Genomic DNA, 21,990 nt, shown 5'->3' with positions numbered 1-21,990 from the left:
CCGCTCTTCCAGACTTACTCGTACACCGACGGCTTAAGAACGCCCACGTATGGAAGGTTGCGATACCTTTCGGCATAGTCAAGACCATACCCAACCACAAAGGCATTGGGAACATGAGCTCCCACGTAGCGCGGCGTCACCGCCGGACTCTTGCCCTCGATGTCCTTTACCAAAAACGCCGCAATTTCAATCGACTTGGGATTGCGCGACTGCAGCATACGCATGAGGTAGGAAAGGGTAAGCCCTGAGTCGAGAATGTCTTCGACGATAAGCACGTCACGTCCCTCAATTTTGGTGTCAAGATCCTTTACGATGCGGACAACTCCCGAGCTTTTCACACCATCGGCATAGCTTGAAACAGCCATGAAATCGATAGACATAGGGCAGGTAATGGCGCGCATCACATCAGCCATAAACACAACAGCGCCGCGAAGCACGGCAATGACCAGAGGATTCTTATCCGCATAATCACGAGTAATCTCTCCGCCCACACGTTTGACAACCTCTTGTATCTCATCCTCTGACAGCAAGATCTCCTCGATATCGGGATGCGTTTCCGTCATAACGGCTCCTCTCAGCCAATGTGTCTATCCGGCGCTTTCGGTATTTTCAGTGCTTCCAACGCCTCCGATACCTCCGTCCGGCAATCCTAACGGCTCTTCGTGAAGACTTAATTCTAGCAGCAGTTTTGTATCTTGCGTACATTTTGATCGCTCATCAGCGCGAATTCCCGCAACCCATACGATGCGGCCTTTCGGCGATGTGTGCACAATGGGCACCCTATTGCGCTCGATAAGCGGGAGGCGAGAAGCACTCAGCAGGTCAGAAAGTTTTTTTGACTGTCCGTGCATACCCAAAGGGCAGAGAACGTCTCCCGGCTGCGGAGGACCTGCCCAGAGCCGGCCACCATGCGTACCGTCGATTCCCGCGGCACCCGCGTCAAGCAGCACGGATTCTCCCAGCCATTCGCGTCCATGCGCCTGCGCAAATGAAACGACATCAAGGCCATGCTCTACCGGAATGAGCCGTGCGCGAAGCGTTCGGCCCTCTGAAAGCTGCACCATCCCGGGAACAGGTAGCCAGGCAGATGGCGCGCCGTTTGAAATGTGCGTTTGCTCCTCTTCCTGATCTGTCCGCGTAAGCGCAAGCGTCCCATATGAAACGCGAGCTTGAATATCACGCGGCAGATTGACCGAGCCTCTGCCCGCAGCCACCGCTTCAAGAACGCTTTCAACGTGATGCGCTTCCAAGCGCGGATCATCTGTCAGCAGTTTTGCCGCAATTCGCACCACACGGCGCGCAATCACCACCTCAGTTACTGCCAACTGCGCCGCGTTGAGCATCAGGTAACCTTTGCTCTCATGCATCAGCAGCTCCCGCAGACGGCGTGTCGCGACGCCGTTCAGGTACGCATCCTCATCAGATACGATGTCGCACGTTCCCGCAATAGCGGAAAGCACGCGCGGATTTCTCGCCTCAAGACGCGGCACTACCTGATGGCGAACGTACGAGCGCAGATAGTAGGTATTGACATTCGTAAGGTCTTCTCGCCACGAAATTCCACGCTCAACAAGATAGTTGCACAGCTCAAGGTGCGTCCGGCTCAAAAGAGGGCGCACAATGCGATTGCGACGGCGCGGGATAGACGCGAGTCCCGAGACGCCCGTTCCGCGCGTCACGTTCATAAGAAAGGTTTCCGCGCGGTCATTGGCGTTATGCGCGGTCACAATGCGAGCGGCCGATCGCGGCACGCCGGCGCTGGCACACAACTCATTTGCCAGCCGATTTGCCTCCTCATAGCGCGCGCGGCGACCGGCATCCTCAACGTTCAGTCGCTCGTCCGCCGCGATACGCGCGATATCCAGCCTGCGTACGACACACGCAATGCCGTATTGGGCGGAAAGGGACCGTACAAACTCCTCGTCCTTCTCGGCGTCTACGCCACGAAGCTGATGATTGATGTGAAGAACGCACAGGCGGTCAAGCGCGAGTTTCACAGGTCCGCGACCGTCTTGAAGATCCAGCGCCTCTGTCGCTGCCATGACCAGCAAAGCCGTCGAATCCGCGCCACCTGAAACCATCAGCACCACAGGAGCGCCCTCAGGCAAAGCGTCGGAAGCGGACGGAGCGTATCGACGTGAAACTGTTGGCACGGCACCTCGCAAACACTAATTTGTATATGTCGCTACTATATATACTTTGAGCGTTACTCACAGTTTAAAGCAAGTTTAAATCACGAAGGACTCTATGGCACCCCAAATTCATCTGCACATCCTTGCCAGTGGCTCAGGTGGAAACGCCGCCATTGTCGAAGGGCCAAGAACCAGCATCCTTGTGGACTGCGGTCTTTCAAAGCGAGAACTGCTGCGCCGGGCGGATGAAATGCACGTCAATATGCGCCGCGTAGCTGCTGTTTTCATCACTCACGAACATTCTGACCACGTTTCCGGTCTCCGCGTATTTTCAAATTGCTTTGACGTTCCTGTTTTTACCACGCCAGGCACCGCGCAGGTTCTTTCCGGCCGGGCGGGCACGACCGGCATTACATTTTCCGAGATTGCTCGCGACAGTGTTACCCATATCGGTGAGATTGCCGTCCACGCCTTTCCTACGTCGCACGATGTCGCCGAACCTATCGGCATGCGCTTCAGTCTCTTTGACGAGAAGGACCTTGAGACAGATAGTATCGGTTATTGCACAGACACGGGCGTTCTGACCGACGACGCCCTTCTACGCCTTGCGGGCGCGCGCATTTTGGCGCTCGAATCAAACCATGATGAGCACATGCTTGCCACAGGACCCTATCCGCAAATGCTTAAAAGCCGCGTGGGAGGGCCTTGCGGTCACCTCTCAAACGAACAGGCAGCTCACGCGGTTATGGAGCTCGTGAGCGATTGCACAGAGGCGGTCGTGGGTATGCATCTTTCACGCGAGAACAACCAGCCAAGTATTGCCGTGCGCACCCTTGCCGCCGCGCTTGACGCCAAACCTGAGAATGACATCTTCACACAAGCCCGTACCGACACCGGCCTGCGTATTCTTGTCGCCAGTCAAGATTGCCCCATAAGCATCCTCTAGGGATTGGCGCCTCCCGGACAGATTGCCTCATAAGTATCTTCTGGGAGTGCACGCCTCCTGGGCGGGCTATGTAAGCGGAAAACTAAGCGGGAAACTAAGCAGGAAAACAAAAAGCGGCTCGAAGTTTTGCTTCAAGCCGCTTTGAGATGCTGTTGGGAAAGAAACGCACGAAAGTCTTTCTAACTCCTCAGATTCTCGTTAAGACTCTCGATTCAAACCGCCTTAGTCAATAGAAATCTTGGTAACGTTTGCTTTCTCGTCCTGCTTTGGAACGGAAATCGTCAACACGCCGTTATCGAGTTTTGCGCTCAAACCCTGTGTCGCCGCATCCTTCAGATACACACCGCGAGTCGCACGCCACTCAGAGGATTCCTTATGCAGGTAATTCTTACCCTTTTCCTCGTCGGATTCCTTGTGCTCAGCAGTAATGGACAGACGACCCTCATTCAACTCAACGTCGATGTCCTCACGAGAAAGACCGGGGAGCTCTGCGGTCACCACATACTTCTCTCCTGCGTCTTCAACGTTCATTGGAAATGCTTCAGAGCTTGTGGACGAGAACGGCGAATCGAAGAAGCTCTCAAGGCTTCCGCCGAAAGGCCAATTACTTAACCCGCGCGCGTAACGATCAAAAGGAACCATACCATTCATCAAAACCACTCCTTTGCTGGTAATGTGCCATCTCTGGCACTCCGTTGTTCATTGTTCTATATGCCCAATCCAAGGAAGTTTAATCAAGATTTTGAAAATTTCTCAGCCTGTATAACATATGTTATCTAAGTGTTATTAACTCATATATTCCAGCGATTTTACTGACGAGAATACCTGGGGATTCAGATCATCCTCAAGTTCTAAACCCCTCTTTTAACTCATCGCAAGACAGCTGGGCGCCCATGGATTAGAATAGTGCAATGGGTAACCGCTCAACCACGGAGGTTAACGTGGACCAAACTACAAATTCTCATGAAAAGCTCCCTGCTGACGCGGGCCAGATACTTGATGAGGAATCAATGACTCATACTATTCCCCAAGAGACTTCATCGGGCCAAGAAGCTCCATCGAGCCACCATTTCGATGCAGAACATACTGATACCGCTGAGCAGGCAGTCGAAGAAGAATACGAAACGATTGAGGCTTTTTCCGGAGAGACTTCCTTTGAAGAAACTCTTGAGGATGACATTGCACCGTCTCATGATCACGGCCATAACGAGCTCTCCGCCGATGATGCACACAAGGGCACGCATTATGTTCGTAAGCGTCGAGCGCACAAGACTGTAGAACCCATCAACGACTTTGCCCGTGGTGAAGAAGATGAAGCCTCTGCCGCTCATGAATCCAGCTTTACCATTGGCAAGGTGCATCATGGCCACAGCAGCAGAAGTTGGAAACGATCCAACGCTGAGATCGCGCAGCTCAGAAAAGATCTCCATTACGGACAATACCTGCAAGTCCCTAAGGGGCAGCGCGATATCTTCGTAAAGAAGGAACGTCGTATGCACGCGGGTTCTCTGATTGCAGCTGTCGTAGTGCTTGTCATTATTGCCATCGTCGCATATTTCCTGTGGACATGGATGTCAGCCAACTGGGGATCTGCCGTCAGGTAGCGAAGCGGGTTAGGTGGCGAAGCGTGGTCAGGTAGCGAAGCGTGCACGCATCGTATATAGCCTCACAACAATAGCCTTACAACATCCGCTTAGCAAGCTACTCATTCGATGAGCTGTTCATTTGACGGCAACTCAAAGAAATCAAATTGATATTTGGCTATGTTGGCTCTGTACCACAATTATGGGACAGAGCCAACATTTAGGAATTGTATCTATTCGCACGACAGTTAGTGCGCCAAAACCACTGCAACCAAACTAGTGCGCCGAAACTAGCACGCCTACAGCACAAAACCCTTACATCCAGGGATCCCGCTCAAACAGCGGCTCGGGCTCAGGGCGACGGTCGGAATAGGGATCATACCCATCATCGTCTTCGTTTTCAGCACGAATATATTCCGACCGCTGCGCCTGTACCTTTTTGACAGGCCTATGTACGTTTGGCCTTTTCGCGGAATTCTTTTGCGCGGAGTCCTTGTCCGGTACCAATGTCCCTGGCGAGAAGGGCGTGGATTTCCCACCATCGTTCACAACAACAGTGTCACGAAGAGTTTCTTGGGATGCGTCGTCAACGTTTGTCAGGTTGTCTTTCACGCAATCACGCTTCACGCGCAGCCTCCTCGCTTCACTTCCACTGCCCTTCTCGCCACAATGCGCCAATCTCACGCTAAGCGCGATGTGCCACAAGGTTCCCGTCATCGTCGGTATCAATGAGAACAGTGTCGCCCTCATGAAGCTCGCCGGCAATGATGAGGTTTGCCACCTGGTCAACAACGCGCCGCTGAATCAACCGCTTCAAAGGACGCGCGCCGTACACAGGGTCCAAACCGTCGAGCGCCAGGGATTGCACTGCGGCATCAGAGAGCTTAAGTGTCATGCGCTCCCGCGCCAGACGTGCACGGACGTCCTTAAGTTGGATGTCCACAATCTTCTCGATATCGTTCAAGCCAAGCGGCTGGAAGATAACCACGTCATCGATACGGTTCAAAAACTCCGGGCGGAATGCGCCTCGCAGCGCGTCCATAACCTGCTTACGCGTCTCTTCGTTCATTCCGGAAGCACCCGCCCCAGCAATGAACTGGGAGCCAACGTTGCTGGTCATGATGATAATCGTATTCTTGAAGCTCACCACGCGGCCTTGCCCGTCAGTCAGACGGCCATCGTCGAGCACCTGCAGCAGCACGTTGAATACATCAGGATGAGCCTTTTCCATCTCATCCAGCAATACCACAGAATACGGATGGCGACGCACGGCCTCGGTCAGCTGACCGCCCTCGTCATAACCCACATATCCAGGAGGCGCTCCGATCAGACGCTGCACCGAGAATTTCTCCATGTATTCGGACATGTCGATACGAATCAGCGAGCGCTCGTCATCAAACAAGAGCTCGGCCAGCGCTTTTGCCAGCTCGGTCTTGCCAACGCCGGTCGGCCCCAAAAAGAAGAAGCTGCCCAGCGGACGATTAGGATCAGCAAGGCCTGCACGGCTCCTGCGGACCGCTGCCGAAACCGCAGATACCGCTTCATCCTGACCAATAACACGCAGGTGAAGCTGGCTCTCAAGATTCTTGAGCTTGTCCATCTCGCCCTGCATCATCTTTGATACGGGAACACCGGTCCACGATGACACCACCTCAGCAATCTCATCTGTGGTGACTTCCTCTTTCAGGAGTCCGCCATCTTCCTGTTTGGCGAGAAGCGCCTTCTCGGCTTCATCATATTGACGCTGAAGCTCGGGGATCGTGCTGTAGCGAAGCTCGGAGGCACGTGCAAGGTCTCCGTCACGGGTAGCACGATCCATCTGCGTGCGGGCATCCTCCATCTGAGCTTTGAGTTCCTGGACCTTATCGATAGCGCTGCGCTCGTTTTGCCAGTTAGCCTTCATGCCATCAAGTTTTTCTCGCGTTGTGGCAATTTCCTCACGCAGAGCCTCAAGACGCTCCTTTGATGCGGCGTCCTCTTCCTTCATCAGCGCCTGCTCCTCGATCTGCATCTGAGTCAGCTGGCGATCAACCGCATCGATATCGGAAGGCATCGAATCAAGCTCCATGCGCAGGCGGCTTGCTGCCTCATCAACCAGGTCGATAGCCTTATCAGGCATGAAACGATCAGAAATGTAGCGGTTCGAGAGATCGGCGGCTGCCACGAGCGCGGAGTCCGTAATGCGGACGCGATGATGCTGCTCGTACTTTTCCTTCAGACCACGCAAGATTGAGATAGTGTCCTCAACAGAGGGTTCGGAGACCAGCACGGTCTGGAATCGGCGTGCCAAGGCCGCGTCCTTCTCGATGTATTTACGGTACTCGTCAAGCGTAGTGGCGCCAATAGCGCGCAGCTCACCGCGGGCAAGCGCCGGTTTCAGGATATTGCCGGCATCCATGGAACCCTCGGTAGCGCCCGCACCCACAATGGTGTGGAGCTCGTCAATGAAGAGAATGATATGACCGTCGGACTTGCTGACCTCTTTCACCACGCTCTTCAAGCGGTCCTCAAACTCGCCGCGATACTTTGCTCCTGCTACCAGCGCTGACATGTCAAGTTCAACCAACTCTTTATCGCGCAGTGTCGAGGGAACGTCTCCGGATACTATGCGCTCCGCCAGTCCTTCAACGATGGCGGTTTTGCCAACGCCAGGCTCACCGATAAGCACGGGGTTGTTCTTGGTACGGCGACTCAGCACCTGGATGGTGCGGCGAATCTCTTCCACACGACCGATGACCGGATCAAGTTTGCCCTGACGAGCGAGATCTGTCACGTTGCGGCCGTAATGTTCCAGCGCTTCAAACTCAGGCTTCGCATCTTGCGAAGTCACACGTTCATCACCGCGGAGCTCATTGTAGACCTCTTCCACGCGCTTAGCAGTCACGCCGGCATTGCGTAAGATACGGCCGGCCTCAGACTTGTCGTTAGCCAGCGCTGTCAGCAGATGCTCGGACGTCACATAGGAATCCCCTAGCTTAGTAGCAAGTTTTTCAGCCTCGTTGGTCACTTTGACCAGCTCGTTCCCAAGACTGATCTGCGTTCCCCCGCTTATATGAGGCGCACGACCGATAGCGTCATCCACCTGCGCTTCAATGGCTTCAGGGTCAGCGCCGACCTTTTCCAAAATGGAGCGAAGGTTACGCTCATTACTGTCAAGCAGCGCCTTAAGCAAATGTATAGGAGCTATCTCGGAAGCCTCGGCATCGCTTGCGATGCTCAAAGCCCCTTGCAGCGCCTCTTGGGCAGTTACTGCCCACTTATCAACTCTCATATAATCATCCCCTTGTACTCGGTATTTATCAGAACATATTGTTCCCGATTTATAGGGATATATACAGAAAATCTAAGTGTCTATGTATTAGATTTTAGAGTAGTAACCCAGACATTAGACTGGCGCCTCATCATAGGCAAGGTGAAACTCAGATTCGATACGCGAGAAGAACTCAGAAGGAGTCAGCGCTGGAATAGTTGAACGGGAGAAGTCGCGCGTATTTCTCGTAATAATATAGTCCGCTTTCACCTTCTTTGCGACACGCCAGATAAGACAATCCTCAAAATCTTTCCAGCCTGCGGCAAGCGCGGCGCGAATATCTGTTTGCTCTAGAGAACAAATCTTGAATAGGGGAAGGGCTTCTTCCGTCATCTTTTGCATACGTTCAGGACCGTGCGCTTTAGCGCCGATATAAAACAAATCGGTATATGACTGAGCTGATGTCCACAGTTCCGCATCACGAAATTGCTCCATGACAAGCAGCTTTCTTGCATCTGCAACAAAGGGCTCTCTCGCCAGAAAGATGTCTAGAAGCACGTTGGTATCAACCAAGAGTCTCATAGTCTTTCGTCTTCCACTCGCTGACTGCCTCTTTGTATGTGCTGCCTCCTACTTCCTTCCAAAACGATGCAGGAGCAGGTGTCGAGATCTTCTTAAAAAGCCGCGCAAGGTCTTCTTGATCTCCCTTGCTCAATTTACGAATCTTTGTCTTGGAAGAAGGTTTGGACTCAACGGGCTTCTCGGCACAGGGAAGTTCTCCGGTAGCAAGGACATAATCAAAGGCAGCATTGATGAGCTTTGTGGTATTTGATCCAAGGGACTCAAGGATCCCGGAAACCTGATTTTTTACCTCAACGGGAATGCGAGCAGTTACGATGCTATCCATAGCTCCTCCTTACGAGAACCTGTGAACAACAGTGTATTCATGTATTACAACTATGTCAAGAAACCTTAGCGGCAGTCGTCCTTACCCTGCTCTCGGACATCCCCATTCCTCAGAACAAGAGACCGGAAACGCTTTCTGATCTCAGGCGTTACCTGATGAGACGTCATGATAACGGTCCTGTCCGTATCCGCCATCACCGCATCAATCAAACTTTGAACCGATGCGGCGTCCAGGTGCGCAAAGCTTTCGTCATAGATCACGATCTGAGGCTTGAAGAGGAAGATGCGGGCCAGCGCCAGCCTTTGCCTCTCTCCCCCGGAAAGACTGCTTCCCGACTGGTGGATCAGGTGATCCAGACCCTCCGGATATCGCGTGAGGATCTCCTCAAAGCCCGATTGCTTGAGAGCAACAATTACCTCTTCGTCGCTAAAAGTCTTCTGGAATAAAGTGATATTGTCTCGGATACTTGCGTTAAAAATGAAGGTCTGCTGAGAACAGGGGATGATAAAGCGGGCATACTTCTCGCTTTTATACTCTTTGATGGGATGTCCGTCCAAAAGGATCTGCCCTTTGTCCGGCTGCAGCGCATCGATCAGCAGATGGATCAGTGTAGTCTTGCCGCTTCCGGAATCTCCCTCAAGAAGATACTTGCCGCCGCGCTCAAGGCTGAAGCTGATATCCGATAGGATAGGACGCTCTTTATCGTAACTGTAAAAAACATGGTCTGCAGTAAGGCTTGAGAACTGCGAGGGGATATCTCTTGTTCCGTCTTCAGCAGAGTCCTTCCTATCGAGAAGAGCGCGGAACTTCCTGATGATCTCCTTGGCGCCACGCATATCAGTGATGGCATCGCTGACATTTTGGATGGGGCTTGCAATGTAGACCACAAGCTGAGAAGCCGCCACCATCATGCCGACTGTCATCAGACCCTGAAGAGTGAGGATGGCTCCGATGAAGTAAATGCCGATGTAGATGATCTGGCCTACGGTAAAGGAAAGCAGGCGTGCCAGCGAACTCACATAGCGCGCCTGAAACCTGCTCTCTTCCCAACTCCGGTTTGCCTCACTCATTGCCTCTCGCGAAGCCTCACTAAGATGGAAGCTTCTCAGGAGGTCAAAGCCCTCAAGATGCTCGTTGGCGGTGACCGTAAAACGCTCTGCCGACTTAGACTGCTCTGCTCGCCTTTTGGAAATACGAGGCGCCATAAACTTAGGAATCAGCATCTGAACGGCGATCATAGCGAGAATAAAGAGTGCAAGCCACGGTGATATGAACAGAAGGATCGCCAAGCTGACGACGCCGGAGAAAATATCCACCAGCGTATCGACAAAGACACGAAAATAGGTCTCGTCAAGCAGATCAAGATCATTGGTAAGTACGGAAAGCCACTGAGCAGTATTGTGCGTATGAAATTCAGGAACAGGCTGCTTGAGGATCTGTTGCATAAGATCATCACGCAAATTTGTCTGGCTGCCGCGAAGCACCGCCCAGCGAAGGTGCCTGCAGAGCAGATCCACAAAGAAGTAACAAGCAATATACAGGGCAAACCAAAGCCCGTAGTTCAAGGCATCCGAAAGCTGACCGCTCACGGCAAGGTCAACGGACTGCAGCATCACATATGAAAGCGCTATTTCAAACAAACTGCTTAGGAGGGAGAAAACAACAAAGAGAATGAGTTTGCCTTTTTGATTCAGATAGAGATATCTCAGCATGCACTTCCCCTTCTCCGAAGTTAGCCTGCGGTGCGCATCCCTATGGTGCACGCCTCTATGGCCTTTGCGTCCTAACTCGCTCTTCTTCTCCCGAGACTATAGGCACTATACCTCTTTCGTATCCTCAGGATCAGAATCTGAAGACATGCCTAAAAGACGCTGCATGATCTGCTCGGGACTTGACTCCTCGTAGCGGGCAAGCGAAGTGATGCGCTCGCGCATTTTATATTCATGCAGCTCATCTTCAAGCTCACGAACGCGAGCGCGGAGCTCATCGATCTCATCGTCCTTCTCGACAGCGCGCTCACGCATATCAAGGATGCGCACAACGCCGGCAAGATTGATGCCCTCGTCTGTCAGCTTTGCCACAAGATTGAGCCGGTCGATATCCGCACGCGAGTACAGACGGGTATTGCCGCGAGATCGGCCCGGATTGACCAGGCCTTTCTGCTCATACACGCGCAGCGTCTGCGGATGCATGCCGGTGAGCTCGGCTGCAACGCTGATCATATACAGCGGCTTATTGCGACTTTCCCGACTTTTGCGATTCTCGTCACTCTTGCGCGCCATCGCTTACACATCCTTTCGGTAGCTACGCGCGTCGTCATTCTTCAAAGATTCCAACGCTTCGCGCTCCTTTTTGGTCAGTCTTGTAGGAATTTTTACCTTGACCGACACGTACAAAGCGCCACGGGACTCCGGATTCTTCACGCGCGGCGCGCCCAGCTCACGGAACCTGAACGTCTTGCCGTTCTGCGTACCGGCGGGAACCTTCAGGCGGACCGTTGTTCCGTCAGGCGTAGGCACCTCAACCGTCGCGCCCAAAGCTGCTTCATACATGCTGATAGGCAGCTCCATACGCACGTCCGCGCCGTCACGCTTAAACAGCGGATGCTCATCAACTTTAATGGAAACCACCAAGTTGCCACGCTGTCCGCCGTTGCTCCCGTACTCACCGCGCTTCTTATACCTGAGTTTCATGCCGTCATAAGCGCCCGCAGGCACTTTGATAGTAAGCGTCTGCTCCTCTCCCGTTGAAGGGATGCGATAGGTTGCTTTGCGAGAAGTACCTTTGAGAGCTTCGTTAAAGCTCACTTGAACGGACATCGTCAAATCTCCGCCGGCAGACGGCCTGTTAGCGGTAGCTCTACCGCCGCCGAAGATAGACGAGAAATCAAAGCCGCCCATGCCACCCATGCCGCCAAAAATATCGGCAAAATCGGCGCCATCAACGTTGGTGGTATAGGTATAGCCACCCTGCGTGCCGCGACCGCCAAAGCCCGAGCCGGGAATGCCGCCAAACATGAGCATTTGGTCGTATTCCTTGCGCTTAGACTCATCTGAGAGCGTGTTGTACGCCTCAGAAATCTCCTTAAACTTTTTCTCATCGCCACCCGCATCAGGATGATACTTAGCGGCAAGCTTGCGAAAGGCTTTTTGAATATCGCTCTTCGAGGCGTCGCGCTTCACCCCCAGAACGTCATAAAATGTTTTCTTTCCGGCCATGATTCAGCACGACCTCCTCTCATAAAAAACTTTACTTACTTCTTGCTCTTGTCATCACCGGACTCGGCGTTTTTGGAACCGTCGGCATTGGCACCATTGTCAGAGCTGCCTGTCATGCCGTGGCTACCGGAAGCTTCCGCCGCGTCCTGTTCAGGGCGCTTAGGGCCGCCGTGGGTTACCGTTACCATAGCGGTACGGATAACCTTGCCACCCATGCGATAACCCTTCTGATACACCTGCGCAACACTCTCATCGTAGGCTTCAGCGTCCTCGACCTGGCCGACCGCCTGATGTGACAGCGGATCAAATGCCTCGCCGGCAGGATCAATCACGTTGACGCCCTCTTTGTTGAGCACGCCCACAAGCTTGTTCTTCACTGCCGAAACGCCTTCAACAAACTGCACCGACTGCGAGTCTGTCAAATTGTCGGCATGCTCTATTGCACGCTCTAAGTCATCAATGACCGGCAGGAGTTCGATTACCAGCTTCTCCGTTGCACGCTCGCGCTCATCCAAGCGCTCCTGAGCCGTACGGCGGCGATAGTTATCCCAGTCAGCCTGCAAGCGCATGAACCTGTCAGTAGCTTCTGAGGCCTCCTTTTTGGCAGCCTCAATCTGATCGGCCATAGAGTCAAGCTGAGACTGTAAAGCATCTCGTTCAGCGCGCGCTTTGTTGGCGTCTTCCGCAATCTCGCGTTCCGCCTGCTCTTCTCCGCGGCGGATAGCTTCTTCAACCATGGCCTGCTCATCAAGGCTGTCAACAGCGACCGCGCCGGCAGCGCCAGCTACTGCGTCACCATCTACGCCGGCAGCGCCAGTCACCGCAGCGCCATCTACGCCCGCAGCACCCGTCTGAGCGCTTCCGTTGTTCTCATTCTCAAAAGCGGCGTCATTGCCTCCCTTGGCATCTTTGCCCACTTCATCGATTGGCACGTTCACGTCACCCTCCTTCTATATGTGAGGGAGGCAGCCAATCAAAGCCGGCCACCTCCCCGATGCGAACGTCATTGCTTTTGCTCGCTCTCTATCCGCCCGTTTGCTGTACGGCAGCGGCGAGAAGCCCTTCCGCCCGCGACTTAGTTCTGAGACTTATCGTCGTCAACAACCTCGTAATCAGCGTCTTCAACATCACCGTCAGCCGCGTTGGCGTTGTCGGCAGAGGCGTTATCGGAGCCAGCGGTCTGAGCTTGGGCGTCAGCGTACGCCACCTCGGCGAGCTTGTGTCCAACCTCCTGGAGCTTCTCGCCAGCCGCCTTGATAGCCTCGATATCGGTGCCCTCAAGCGCCTTGCGAGCCTCAGCGACGGCCTCCTCGGTAGCCTTCTTCTGATCCTCGGGGACCTTATCGCCCAGATCTTTCAGGGTCTGCTCGGTGCCGTACGCAAGCGAGTCGGTCTGGTTGCGAATCTCAATCTCGTCCTTACGCTTCTTGTCTTCCTCAGCGTGGGACTCGGCGTCCTTGACCATGCGATCGACTTCGTCATCAGAAAGCGCCGTGGAGCCGGAGATGGTAATCTCCTGGGACTTGCCCGTTGCCTTGTCCTTTGCGGTGACCTTCACGATGCCGTTGGCGTCGATATCAAAGGTAACCTCAATCTGCGGGGTACCACGACGAGCAGCCGGAATGCCGGTCAGGTTGAACTTACCGAGCGACTTGTTGTCCGCAGCCATCTCGCGCTCGCCCTGCAGGACGTTAATCTCAACGGACGTCTGGTTATCAGCGGCCGTGGAGTAAATCTCGGTCTTGGACGTCGGAATGGTGGTGTTGCGGTCAATCATCTTGGTCATCACGCCGCCCATGGTCTCAACGCCAAGGGAAAGCGGGGTAACATCCAGAAGCAGGATGCCGGAAACGTCACCGGTCAGAACGCCGCCCTGAACAGCCGCGCCGTCAGCAACAACTTCGTCCGGGTTCACGGACATATTGGGCTGCTTGCCGGTCATGGTCTTTACAAGATCCTGAACGGCAGGCATACGAGTGGAGCCACCGACAAGAATAACCTCATCAACGCTGGAAATCTGGAGACCGGCGTCCTGGAGTGCCTTGGTTACTGGAGTCTTGCAGCGATCAAGCAGATCACGCGTAATGCGCTCAAACTCAGCGCGAGTCAGCGTATAGTCAAGGTGCTTAGGACCGGTTGCGTCGGCGGTAATAAATGGCAGGTTAATCTGTGCTTGCTGAGCACTTGAGAGCTCCTTCTTGGCGTTCTCCGCAGCCTCCTTCAGGCGCTGAAGCGCCATAGGATCCTTGCGAAGATCAATGCCGTTGTCGGAGTTGAACTTATCGGCAAGCCAGTCAATCACGCGCTGGTCCCAGTCATCGCCACCGAGGTGGTTGTCGCCATTGGTAGCAAGAACCTCAACAACGCCGTCGGCAAGATCAAGAAGCGAGACGTCAAAGGTGCCGCCACCAAGGTCGAAGACGAGAACTTTCTGATCCTTATCTTTCTTATCAAGACCATAGGCAAGAGCGGCTGCCGTCGGCTCGTTGACAATACGCTGAACGTTGAGGCCGGCGATTTTACCAGCGTCTTTGGTTGCCTGACGCTGAGAGTCATTGAAGTAGGCAGGAACAGTGATGACAGCGTCGGTCACTTTCTCACCGAGGTACTTCTCGGCATCAGCCTTCATCTTTGAGAGAATCATGGCGCTGATTTGCTCAGGCGTATAATCGGTGCCCTCAATCTCCACGACCGCGCGACCGTCAGTACCGGACTTGACCTTGTACGGAACGGTCTTCATCTCGGACTGAACCTCGTCAAACTTGCGGCCCATGAAGCGCTTAATGGAGAACACAGTGTTCACCGGATTGGTGACAGCCTGGTTCTTTGCCGCTTTACCAACAATGCGGTCGCCGTCAGCGCGGAAGCCCACGACCGACGGAGTAGTACGATCTCCCTCAGCATTCACAATAATAGTCGGCTCTCCGCCCTCAAGGACGGCCATAGCCGAGTTGGTGGTGCCAAGGTCGATACCAAGAATCTTTCCCATAGTTAGTGTTCCTTTCCTTTGCAGGCTCAGTTGGCGAGAAGCCCCTTGTTATGAAACTACCTCTCCAACAGGACTTTTCTCCACACCACGCCTGCGGTGTTTCTGCTTTACGGTTGAGGTTATTCCCCCTATGTCAAGTTTATATACATAATCTAAGTGTCTTTGTATAAGGTTTTTATGTGAGAAATTATCTCCGCCAAAATTGATGCGAAGAGGCAAAGAACTTCAAAGTCGGAGAAAACGGAAAGCTACGGAAAGCGGAACCAAGAGTCTAATAGCATCGCCTCATGTATGAAGAAATGAAAGTGCAACAAGTTCTCTGACAAGTTGCTAGCCTCTCAGAGAATCACGACCGTAAGTAGCCTGCCAGTTCTTAGTAAACTCCTTAACGGCAATCTCAGTTCCAGGATGACCGATCATCGTATAGGCGATTTCAGGTGGAACAGTCACTGCCTGAATGCCAGCAGTGATAAGAGTGTGAACCTGCTCGGCATTCTTAAATGACGCGGCAATGACCTTCGAGTTCAATCCCTGGGTCTCAAGCATCTGAAGCAAATCTATGACCTGCCCGATGCCATCGCCATAATTGCACATGCGGTTGACATAGGGAGCCAGATAGTCAGCTCCATTCAACGCTGCCAAAAAGGCCTCATCAGCAGAATAGATGGCTGTTGCCAGAACGCCAAGACCCTCAGATTTCAGCTTTTTTATCGCCTTGTAACCTGTGTGGGTAACAGGAATCTTGACATATGTGTTTTTGGGACGAAGGCTGCAAATGTAACGGGCCTCTTCCAGCATCTTTTTATACTCTGTTGAAACTGTCTGGACAAAGAATTTCTGCTCAGGATGCAAATACTCCGCGAATTGCCGGATAACATCTTCAGGGCTCTTACCACTCTTGGCAATAATTGTGGGATTGGTAGTCACGCCGGCAACAGTTAGTAACTCATCGAGCTTCTTTACAGCATCCAAATAGCGGTATCAAGAATAAATTCCATGGTTGCTATGCCCTTTCATGCATTGTCGTAGCTACTCGTCCCCGTCATCCATCTGGTCTTCAATGCCGAGAAGCCCGTCTGCTTCATCCAAAGAACCAACGGCGGTCACGCCCTTGAGAGTTTTCTCCATGGCCCGCGTGCGTGTGCCAACAAGCCCGTCGATAGTCTTCGATGCCGTATTCAGCTGCTTCTGCGCCTTCTCAAGCTCACGCCGATACTTGGGCAGCTCCGCCTTGACCGCCGCAAGCACCTTTTGTATCTCATCCGCACGCTTTTGAATGGCCACGGTCTGAAATCCCATCTGCAGGGCGTTGAGCAGTGCTGCCATAGTGGACGGACCGGCAATATTGATATGCCACTCCCGTTGAATCTGCTCGACCAAACCTGTGCGATTCACTACCTCGGCATACAGCCCCTCAAAGGGCAAAAACAAAACCGCGAATGACGTGGTCGCCGGCGGGGCAACATACTTCTCGTGGATGTCTTTCGCCTCACTTTTCAGACGAGTTTCCAGTTCTTTCCAAGCGACGTCAATGGCCGCGGCGTCGCCGGCTTCTTTCGCATCTTCCAGGTGTCCGTAGGCCTCGCCAGGGAATTTTGCGTCAATAGGCAGGTACACAAACTCATCGTCCTTGCCGGGAATCTTGACGGCAAACTCAACCCTATTGGTGCTGTCGGGAACGGTCGCCACATTGGTTTCATACTGCTCTGGAGCAAGAACCTCCTCAAGGATTGCTCCTAGCTGCACCTCGCCAACAATGCCTCTGGTCTTAACGTTGGAAAGGACTTTGCGCAAATCACCGACACTCTGCGCCATTCCGCGCATCTCGCCAAGCCCTTTGGAAACAGAATCTAGCTGATCGTTGACGAGCTTAAACGACTCGCTGATACGGTCATTCAGCGTTTTCTGGAGTTTCTCGTCAACGGTGGCACGAATCTGCTCAAGGCTCCTGCTGCTGTCCTCGCGAATAGCAATAAGCTGGCGAGAAACACTGTCTTGGACGCCCTTCAAAGTCCCGCTGATGCCGGTTTGCATGGCAGCGTAGCTCTTCTCTTGTGCAGCCCGAGCATCGCCGAGTTCTTTAATTGTGCTTGTTCTGAAATCCCCCATCGCACGTTCCACATCGTTAACTTTACCTGTCATTTCGGAAAGTCTGCGATCAAGCACGTCAATAGACGCCTGGGACTGCTCTCGTGTGTGCTTCATCTCTGAATCAATTTTTTCACTGATAGTCGTGGAGAGCGAAGCGAAAGTCTCCGCGGAATCTCTCGTACGGCTCCAGGTCATACCCGCAAGAATAGCGGCCATAACAGCAGCCGCAGCAGCAACAATCAAAATCAGCGTATCTGTTTGCATATTGACCCCAGCCTCAATCCAAATTGTTTGACGATTCCAATTCTACGTCCTGTATACCCCTACATTGTAAGGCGGCCATCATGGTACAACGCTATCGATCCACTCTTAGTAAACAAAAAGCGAGAAGCGCCTGAGGTTCCAAGCGCTTCTCGCTATGAGAAGAGGGAGATAGCAAAACTCTTAGCGAAGCGGAGTTGAAATCTGCTTAGTGCGTCGCGTCCTCAAAGAACTCCCACGCCTCAGCGTCAGTTGCTCCTTCATGCACAATCTTGCGAACAGCCTCGGCCATCTGTAAGGGGTGGGTGCTCTGGAAGATATTGCGCCCCATGTCAACACCACGAGCACCCTTCCTGATAACGTCATAAGCAAGGTTGAGAGCCTCGCGCTCAGGCAGCTTCTTACCACCGGCAACCACAATCGGCACCGGACAAGCAGCTACAACCTCTTCAAAGTCTTCGCAGTCATAAGTCTTCACAATCTGGACGCCCATCTCAGCAATGATGCGGGTAGCCAGCTTGAAGAAACGACCCGTACGCTCCATATCTTTGCCAACCGCACAAACACCGAGTGTTGGAATGCTGTAATGGAAACCGGCATTGACCACTTGGCTCAGATTGTCAATGCTGGAAAGCTGACCGTCAGCTCCGATAAATGTTTGAACAGCCATGCAGTCGGCGTTCATGCGGATAGTGTCCTCGATATCCACAGCAACGACCTCATGTGAAAGATCGGCCTGGAGCATCGAAGAGCCTGAAGTCACGCGAAGCGCGATACCTTTGGATATTTGAGGAGGAACACAGCTACGAAGCGCGCCTCGCGTGCCCATAAAACAATCAACATAGGGAGCAAGCTGCGGAAGCAGCAAGTCAAGACGCTCAAGACCGGCCGTTGAGCCCATGAAATACCCATGATCAAAAGCGAACATGACCGTATTGCCGCTCTTAGGGTCAAAGATATTGGAAAGATGCTTCTGCATACCCCAATCAAGATTATTCGCACCCTTTACATAAAACCCTTGGTCGTTAGCGAAAGGAGTATCAACGTGATAATCCTTAGCAACTTTAAGGCCATCAAGATCAGCCATATGAATCCTTTCTTTAGGCGAATCTGCGACGCACCGGCAGAGGCAGTAGCCGATGCGACGCAGAAAGGTACAACAAAATGAGCTGTCTAAGCGCTCAACCTCAGTGTCGAGAAGCGCTTGGATGCTTAAACCGAATACTAGAACGCGTAATTATTCATGTTCTCTTTTGTGAATACCAGGCGCTCAGGCAAAAGTACTACGCCGTTGTTCTTCTCGGCAGTCTTGGCGCCTTCGGCAATGGAATCATTTGCCTCTACCTTGACATCGCCAATACTCGGGATAGAAATGGTATCGCCAACCTTAACTTCATTGCCAGCGGCGAGGTATGCCGCAACGTAGCAGCCCATAGCGCCTTGAACAGCGCAATCCCAAAGACCCCAGTTGTAAATAGTGCCATGCTCACAGTAGGACTTGATGGACTGCGGGGATGCTTTGCTGCTTCAGCGATGTAATGAACTACATTCACTGGACTCACGCGAGTCCTACATTTACTAATTTCGAGCTTGATGCCAAGCGCTTCAATAAGTATACGTTCTACCGCGCAATTCTTGAGAACACAGCGTTTCTCGTCAAAGGCCATATCGATCTGGTCAAAGACGCCACCGGCAACGAACCAAACGAACTGGTCTTTGCGGGAGGAGCTTCCAAAAGCCCCTTATGGGCCCATATTCTTGCAGACGTATGCGGCAAGCGCGTTCGTGTCCCTGAAGTCAAGGAGGCTACAGCCCTTGGCGCGGCAATTCTCGCAGGATACGGAGTAGGCATATATCCCAGCATTGCCGAAGGAGCCAAGCGTGTTGTCAGATGGGAACAAACCTTTGAGCCCAATGCGGATAATCATGCCGTCTACCAGAAACTGTATGAGACATGGAAAGAAGTGTATCAGGCTCAGCTCGCATTGTCTGAAGCCGGAAAAACCAAGGGCCTCTGGAGAGCGCCGGGGCTGTAAAGACAGATTACTATCCAAAAACTCACACATGAAAGGATATGTCTATGTTTGTCGTGCATGAGAGCGATTTTGAGTATCGTTTTGGCGACTCGGGACCAAAATACCTTATGAAAGGCCCCCGTATGAATTACGCGGTCGTCCAATTCCAGCCGGGGCAAAATTTCCAGGCGCATTATCATCATGTCATGGAAGAGAACTTCCATATTCTGCGCGGTATGGTTGATATCGTTGTCGATGGTGAAGTTCACACGCTTTCCGCTGGGGACTTCATTCACATCGAGCCTGGTGAAGTTCATTATGTCAACAATCCCTACGACGAAACCATGGTCATGATATCCACCCTTGCTCCGTTCCAGGAATCTGACAAGGTAGAGGTGGATAACCCCGAATACTAAAGGCGCCCGCTGGAAGTCGATTTGGCCACCGGCGCCTTCATCGTAAAAATAAACATCACAAAAGTTTCTCGCCGTTGCCGCCTTCTATGGCTGTTACAATGCTCTTGATTATTGACAGAGCAGCTGTTGTTAGAACGCTGCCATGAGACCTGTCATAAAGAAAAAGAGATTAAGGAGAAAGGTCAGCATGAAACCCCGACCTCACAGTCGCTGACCCCTCACGGTGTGCTTGATTGCACCGTCAGGGGTGTAATCGCAAGTTCGCTGCTTGCCTGCGCGCAAGCCGCACAAAGGAGCACACATGATTTATCTCTCTCAACTTCTTGGAAATCCTGTCATGGATTCACTTGGCGAGAAGATCGGCACCGTTTCCGATCTTGGCATTGCTACCGGCGAGGTTTTTCCCCGCATCACTTCCCTCGCATTCATGGGACCCGGCCGCACGCCCCTTATGATTTCCTGGCGCAAGTACGTGGAATCCTACGATGAAGACACCATTAAGCTGAAGGTACCCTCTACTGAGATTCGTTTCTCGTACCTGCAACCTAATGAGGTACTTCTCGCCCGCGACATTCTCAACAAGCAGATAGTAGACACGCGCGGCATTCGCGTTGTCCGCGTAAACGATCTCAAGCTCTCCGACACCAGTTCAACACAGCTTCGTTTGCTTGGCGCGGAAGTGGGCGTGCGGGGACTTTTGCGCAGCCTGTCACCAAAGCTTGAAAAGATTGTCATCCGGGCCGCACGCGCCATGGGTCGTCCCATACCGGAGCGCATCATCGCGTGGAGCTACATGGATCTTGTGGAGCGCGACCTCTCCAACGTCAAACTGTCCGTCTCACACAAAACCCTTGATGAGCTGCACCCCGCCGATGTCGCCGACATTATCGAGCGCCTGGACTCCCGTCTGCGCAGCCAGGTCTTCGCGCAACTTGACGACGAGCAACGTGCCGGCGCTATGGCGGAGTTCAACGATGACGCCATGGCCGTTGAGCTCATCGGCGGCATGAACGAAAAAGAGGCGTCCCGCATCCTGTCTGAGATGGATCCGGACGATGCCGCTGAGCTGGTATCCGAACTAAGCTATGACCGTGCCGAGAAGCTCCTGCGCCTGATGGGTGTCAAGGAACAGCGCGCTATCCGCCAGCTGTTGGGATACCGTGAGGATACCGCTGGTCGTATTATGACTTCGGAGGCGCTCTCACTGCCGGAAGATCAGACGGTCGCATACGCATTTGAGCGGCTGCGCGCCCTTGACGAGGACTTTGAGACGGTGCGCTATCTTTACCTCACAGATTCAGACGGCCGCCTTTCGGGCATCGTCACCTTAAATCAGCTTATCGTCTCTGACCAAAGCCAAAAGCTCGATGAGATTGCCAACAAGAACCTTGTTACCGCGTCACCCGAAGACGACCAGGAGGATGTCGCGCGCAATATCGCCAAATACAATCTGCTTGCCATGCCCGTTGTTTCGGACGATCAGCGCCTGCTTGGTATCGTTACCGTCGACGACGCGCTGGACGTCCTTGAAGAAGAGCACGCTGAAGACCTGCAAATCGCAGGAGGAAGCTCTGATAGTGAGGGCAGCGAGCGCAGCCGCGACGTTATCTGGTTCTTCCATCGCAACGTCTGGATTTTTTTCTGGATTATTGCCACCGGCGTAGCATCGGCAGCAGCAGCCGCGTTCTTCAATACAAGCATCGCCCCAACGCTGGTGTTCTTTACCTGTCTCGCCATGCCTGTCGCGCTTATCCTCGCAGATGACACCATCAGCTACGTTACTAACTTCTTCCTTGAAGACGATCCAGGCAGCGAAGACTCCCCTTCTATCCTGGGCTTTGGTTTTCGCTCACTGCTTTTAGGCCTTCTAGTATCAGGCGTCACTGCCGCGCTCGGAGCTGGTCTTGACGCGGTCATCATGAACTGGCTCATCAACGTTCCCGCAGGCGTCACCATTCACCATGTGGTCATCTCGGCCTTTGGAGCAGCAACCATCTCAACGTTGCTCTCGTTCCTTCTAACCCCCGTCTACCTCTCTGTTCTTCGTCACCGTGACGAGAAGAACCAGGAAACTTCAGGCTTCGCGCTTTCCCTTACGTCAATGGCCATCGCCGTGGTCACGTATCTGGCGGCTGCAGGCGGTCTTTTCGTTCTGCAGACCGTTGCGGGAACGGTACTGTAA

General features: G+C 53.1%; 21 protein-coding genes. 5 read left to right on the top strand and 16 right to left on the bottom strand.

The genetic code is table 11. The annotated features are described in order from the left end of the window. Nucleotides 1-14: 14 nt before the first annotated feature. On the bottom strand, nt 15-563 hold the full coding sequence (hpt, locus tag QM016_RS05210; protein WP_016477568.1) for a hypoxanthine phosphoribosyltransferase: 549 nt from the start codon (nt 561-563) through the stop codon (nt 15-17). A gap of 24 nt (nt 564-587) precedes the next feature. Continuing rightward, entirely contained in the window at nt 588-2,153 is a 1,566-nt protein-coding gene (gene tilS, locus QM016_RS05205; RefSeq protein ID WP_282710595.1) for a tRNA lysidine(34) synthetase TilS, read from the bottom strand. A gap of 94 nt (nt 2,154-2,247) precedes the next feature. On the opposite strand from tilS, the gene QM016_RS05200 reads away from it, so the two are divergent. Beyond that, complete coding sequence (locus QM016_RS05200) at nt 2,248-3,078, top strand: MBL fold metallo-hydrolase (RefSeq protein ID WP_016477570.1); 831 nt, start codon at nt 2,248-2,250, stop codon at nt 3,076-3,078. A gap of 222 nt (nt 3,079-3,300) precedes the next feature. On the opposite strand, the gene QM016_RS05195 is transcribed toward QM016_RS05200, so the two are convergent. Next, the gene (locus QM016_RS05195) at nt 3,301-3,729 is read right to left on the bottom strand and encodes an Hsp20/alpha crystallin family protein (protein WP_016477571.1); all 429 of its coding nucleotides are present in this window, start codon (nt 3,727-3,729) and stop codon (nt 3,301-3,303) included. Nucleotides 3,730-4,019: 290 nt separating this feature from the next. Between QM016_RS05195 and QM016_RS05190 the strand changes: the two genes are divergently transcribed. Beyond that, a complete protein-coding gene (locus QM016_RS05190; RefSeq protein WP_282710593.1) occupies nt 4,020-4,682 on the top strand; it encodes a hypothetical protein in 663 nt (220 codons plus the stop codon). Between the two features lie 294 nt (nt 4,683-4,976). On the opposite strand, the gene QM016_RS05185 is transcribed toward QM016_RS05190, so the two are convergent. The 13 genes from QM016_RS05185 to QM016_RS05125 all read right to left on the bottom strand — a co-directional run bounded on the left by QM016_RS05185 (nt 4,977) and on the right by QM016_RS05125 (nt 18,811). Continuing rightward, on the bottom strand, nt 4,977-5,288 hold the full coding sequence (locus tag QM016_RS05185) for a hypothetical protein (protein WP_282710591.1): 312 nt from the start codon (nt 5,286-5,288) through the stop codon (nt 4,977-4,979). A 58-nt stretch (nt 5,289-5,346) separates the two neighbouring features. Further along, the gene (gene clpB / locus QM016_RS05180) at nt 5,347-7,932 is read right to left on the bottom strand and encodes an ATP-dependent chaperone ClpB (RefSeq protein WP_282710589.1); all 2,586 of its coding nucleotides are present in this window, start codon (nt 7,930-7,932) and stop codon (nt 5,347-5,349) included. Nucleotides 7,933-8,046: 114 nt separating this feature from the next. Continuing rightward, entirely contained in the window at nt 8,047-8,493 is a 447-nt protein-coding gene (locus QM016_RS05175) for a PIN domain-containing protein (protein ID WP_282710588.1), read from the bottom strand. Then, a complete protein-coding gene (locus tag QM016_RS05170) occupies nt 8,477-8,818 on the bottom strand; it encodes a hypothetical protein (protein WP_282710586.1) in 342 nt (113 codons plus the stop codon). Before QM016_RS05170 ends, QM016_RS05175 begins: the two co-directional genes overlap by 17 nt. Before the next feature lie 65 nt (nt 8,819-8,883). Continuing rightward, nucleotides 8,884-10,530: an ABC transporter ATP-binding protein gene (locus QM016_RS05165; RefSeq protein WP_282710584.1), complete on the bottom strand. Its 1,647-nt coding sequence runs from the start codon at nt 10,528-10,530 to the stop codon at nt 8,884-8,886. A gap of 105 nt (nt 10,531-10,635) precedes the next feature. Continuing rightward, nucleotides 10,636-11,100 (bottom strand): MerR family transcriptional regulator, encoded by a 465-nt coding sequence (locus tag QM016_RS05160; RefSeq protein WP_016477581.1) that lies wholly within the window; start codon nt 11,098-11,100, stop codon nt 10,636-10,638. A gap of 3 nt (nt 11,101-11,103) precedes the next feature. After that, a complete protein-coding gene (locus QM016_RS05155) occupies nt 11,104-12,036 on the bottom strand; it encodes a DnaJ C-terminal domain-containing protein (protein WP_016477582.1) in 933 nt (310 codons plus the stop codon). A gap of 35 nt (nt 12,037-12,071) precedes the next feature. Then, on the bottom strand, nt 12,072-12,974 hold the full coding sequence (gene grpE, locus QM016_RS05150) for a nucleotide exchange factor GrpE (RefSeq protein ID WP_282710580.1): 903 nt from the start codon (nt 12,972-12,974) through the stop codon (nt 12,072-12,074). 137 nt (nt 12,975-13,111) lie between these two features. Continuing rightward, the gene (gene dnaK / locus QM016_RS05145) at nt 13,112-15,025 is read right to left on the bottom strand and encodes a molecular chaperone DnaK (RefSeq protein WP_282710579.1); all 1,914 of its coding nucleotides are present in this window, start codon (nt 15,023-15,025) and stop codon (nt 13,112-13,114) included. 330 nt (nt 15,026-15,355) lie between these two features. After that, nucleotides 15,356-15,997 (bottom strand): transaldolase family protein, encoded by a 642-nt coding sequence (locus QM016_RS05140; RefSeq protein ID WP_282710578.1) that lies wholly within the window; start codon nt 15,995-15,997, stop codon nt 15,356-15,358. Nucleotides 15,998-16,054: 57 nt separating this feature from the next. Next, nucleotides 16,055-17,380 carry a DNA recombination protein RmuC gene (rmuC, locus tag QM016_RS05135; RefSeq protein WP_016477586.1) on the bottom strand — a complete coding sequence of 442 codons (1,326 nt, stop codon included), beginning with the start codon at nt 17,378-17,380 and terminating at the stop codon, nt 16,055-16,057. A 205-nt stretch (nt 17,381-17,585) separates the two neighbouring features. Next, a complete protein-coding gene (gene lsrF / locus QM016_RS05130; RefSeq protein ID WP_016477587.1) occupies nt 17,586-18,464 on the bottom strand; it encodes a 3-hydroxy-5-phosphonooxypentane-2,4-dione thiolase in 879 nt (292 codons plus the stop codon). A gap of 137 nt (nt 18,465-18,601) precedes the next feature. Then, nucleotides 18,602-18,811, bottom strand: a complete 210-nt coding sequence (locus QM016_RS05125; protein ID WP_282710576.1) for a hypothetical protein — start codon at nt 18,809-18,811, stop codon at nt 18,602-18,604. A 104-nt stretch (nt 18,812-18,915) separates the two neighbouring features. Between QM016_RS05125 and QM016_RS05120 the strand changes: the two genes are divergently transcribed. The 3 genes from QM016_RS05120 (at nt 18,916) to QM016_RS05110 (ending at nt 21,990) form a co-directional block, all read left to right on the top strand. Next, complete coding sequence (locus tag QM016_RS05120) at nt 18,916-19,413, top strand: FGGY-family carbohydrate kinase (protein WP_282710575.1); 498 nt, start codon at nt 18,916-18,918, stop codon at nt 19,411-19,413. 44 nt (nt 19,414-19,457) lie between these two features. Next, the gene (locus QM016_RS05115; RefSeq protein ID WP_016477594.1) at nt 19,458-19,808 is read left to right on the top strand and encodes a cupin domain-containing protein; all 351 of its coding nucleotides are present in this window, start codon (nt 19,458-19,460) and stop codon (nt 19,806-19,808) included. Between the two features lie 301 nt (nt 19,809-20,109). Continuing rightward, a complete protein-coding gene (locus tag QM016_RS05110; RefSeq protein WP_282710573.1) occupies nt 20,110-21,990 on the top strand; it encodes a CBS domain-containing protein in 1,881 nt (626 codons plus the stop codon).

The organism is Lancefieldella sp. Marseille-Q7238 (assembly GCF_949152215.1).
GTDB lineage: Bacteria > Actinomycetota > Coriobacteriia > Coriobacteriales > Atopobiaceae > Lancefieldella.
This window is presented reverse-complemented; position numbering and strand designations above follow the sequence as displayed.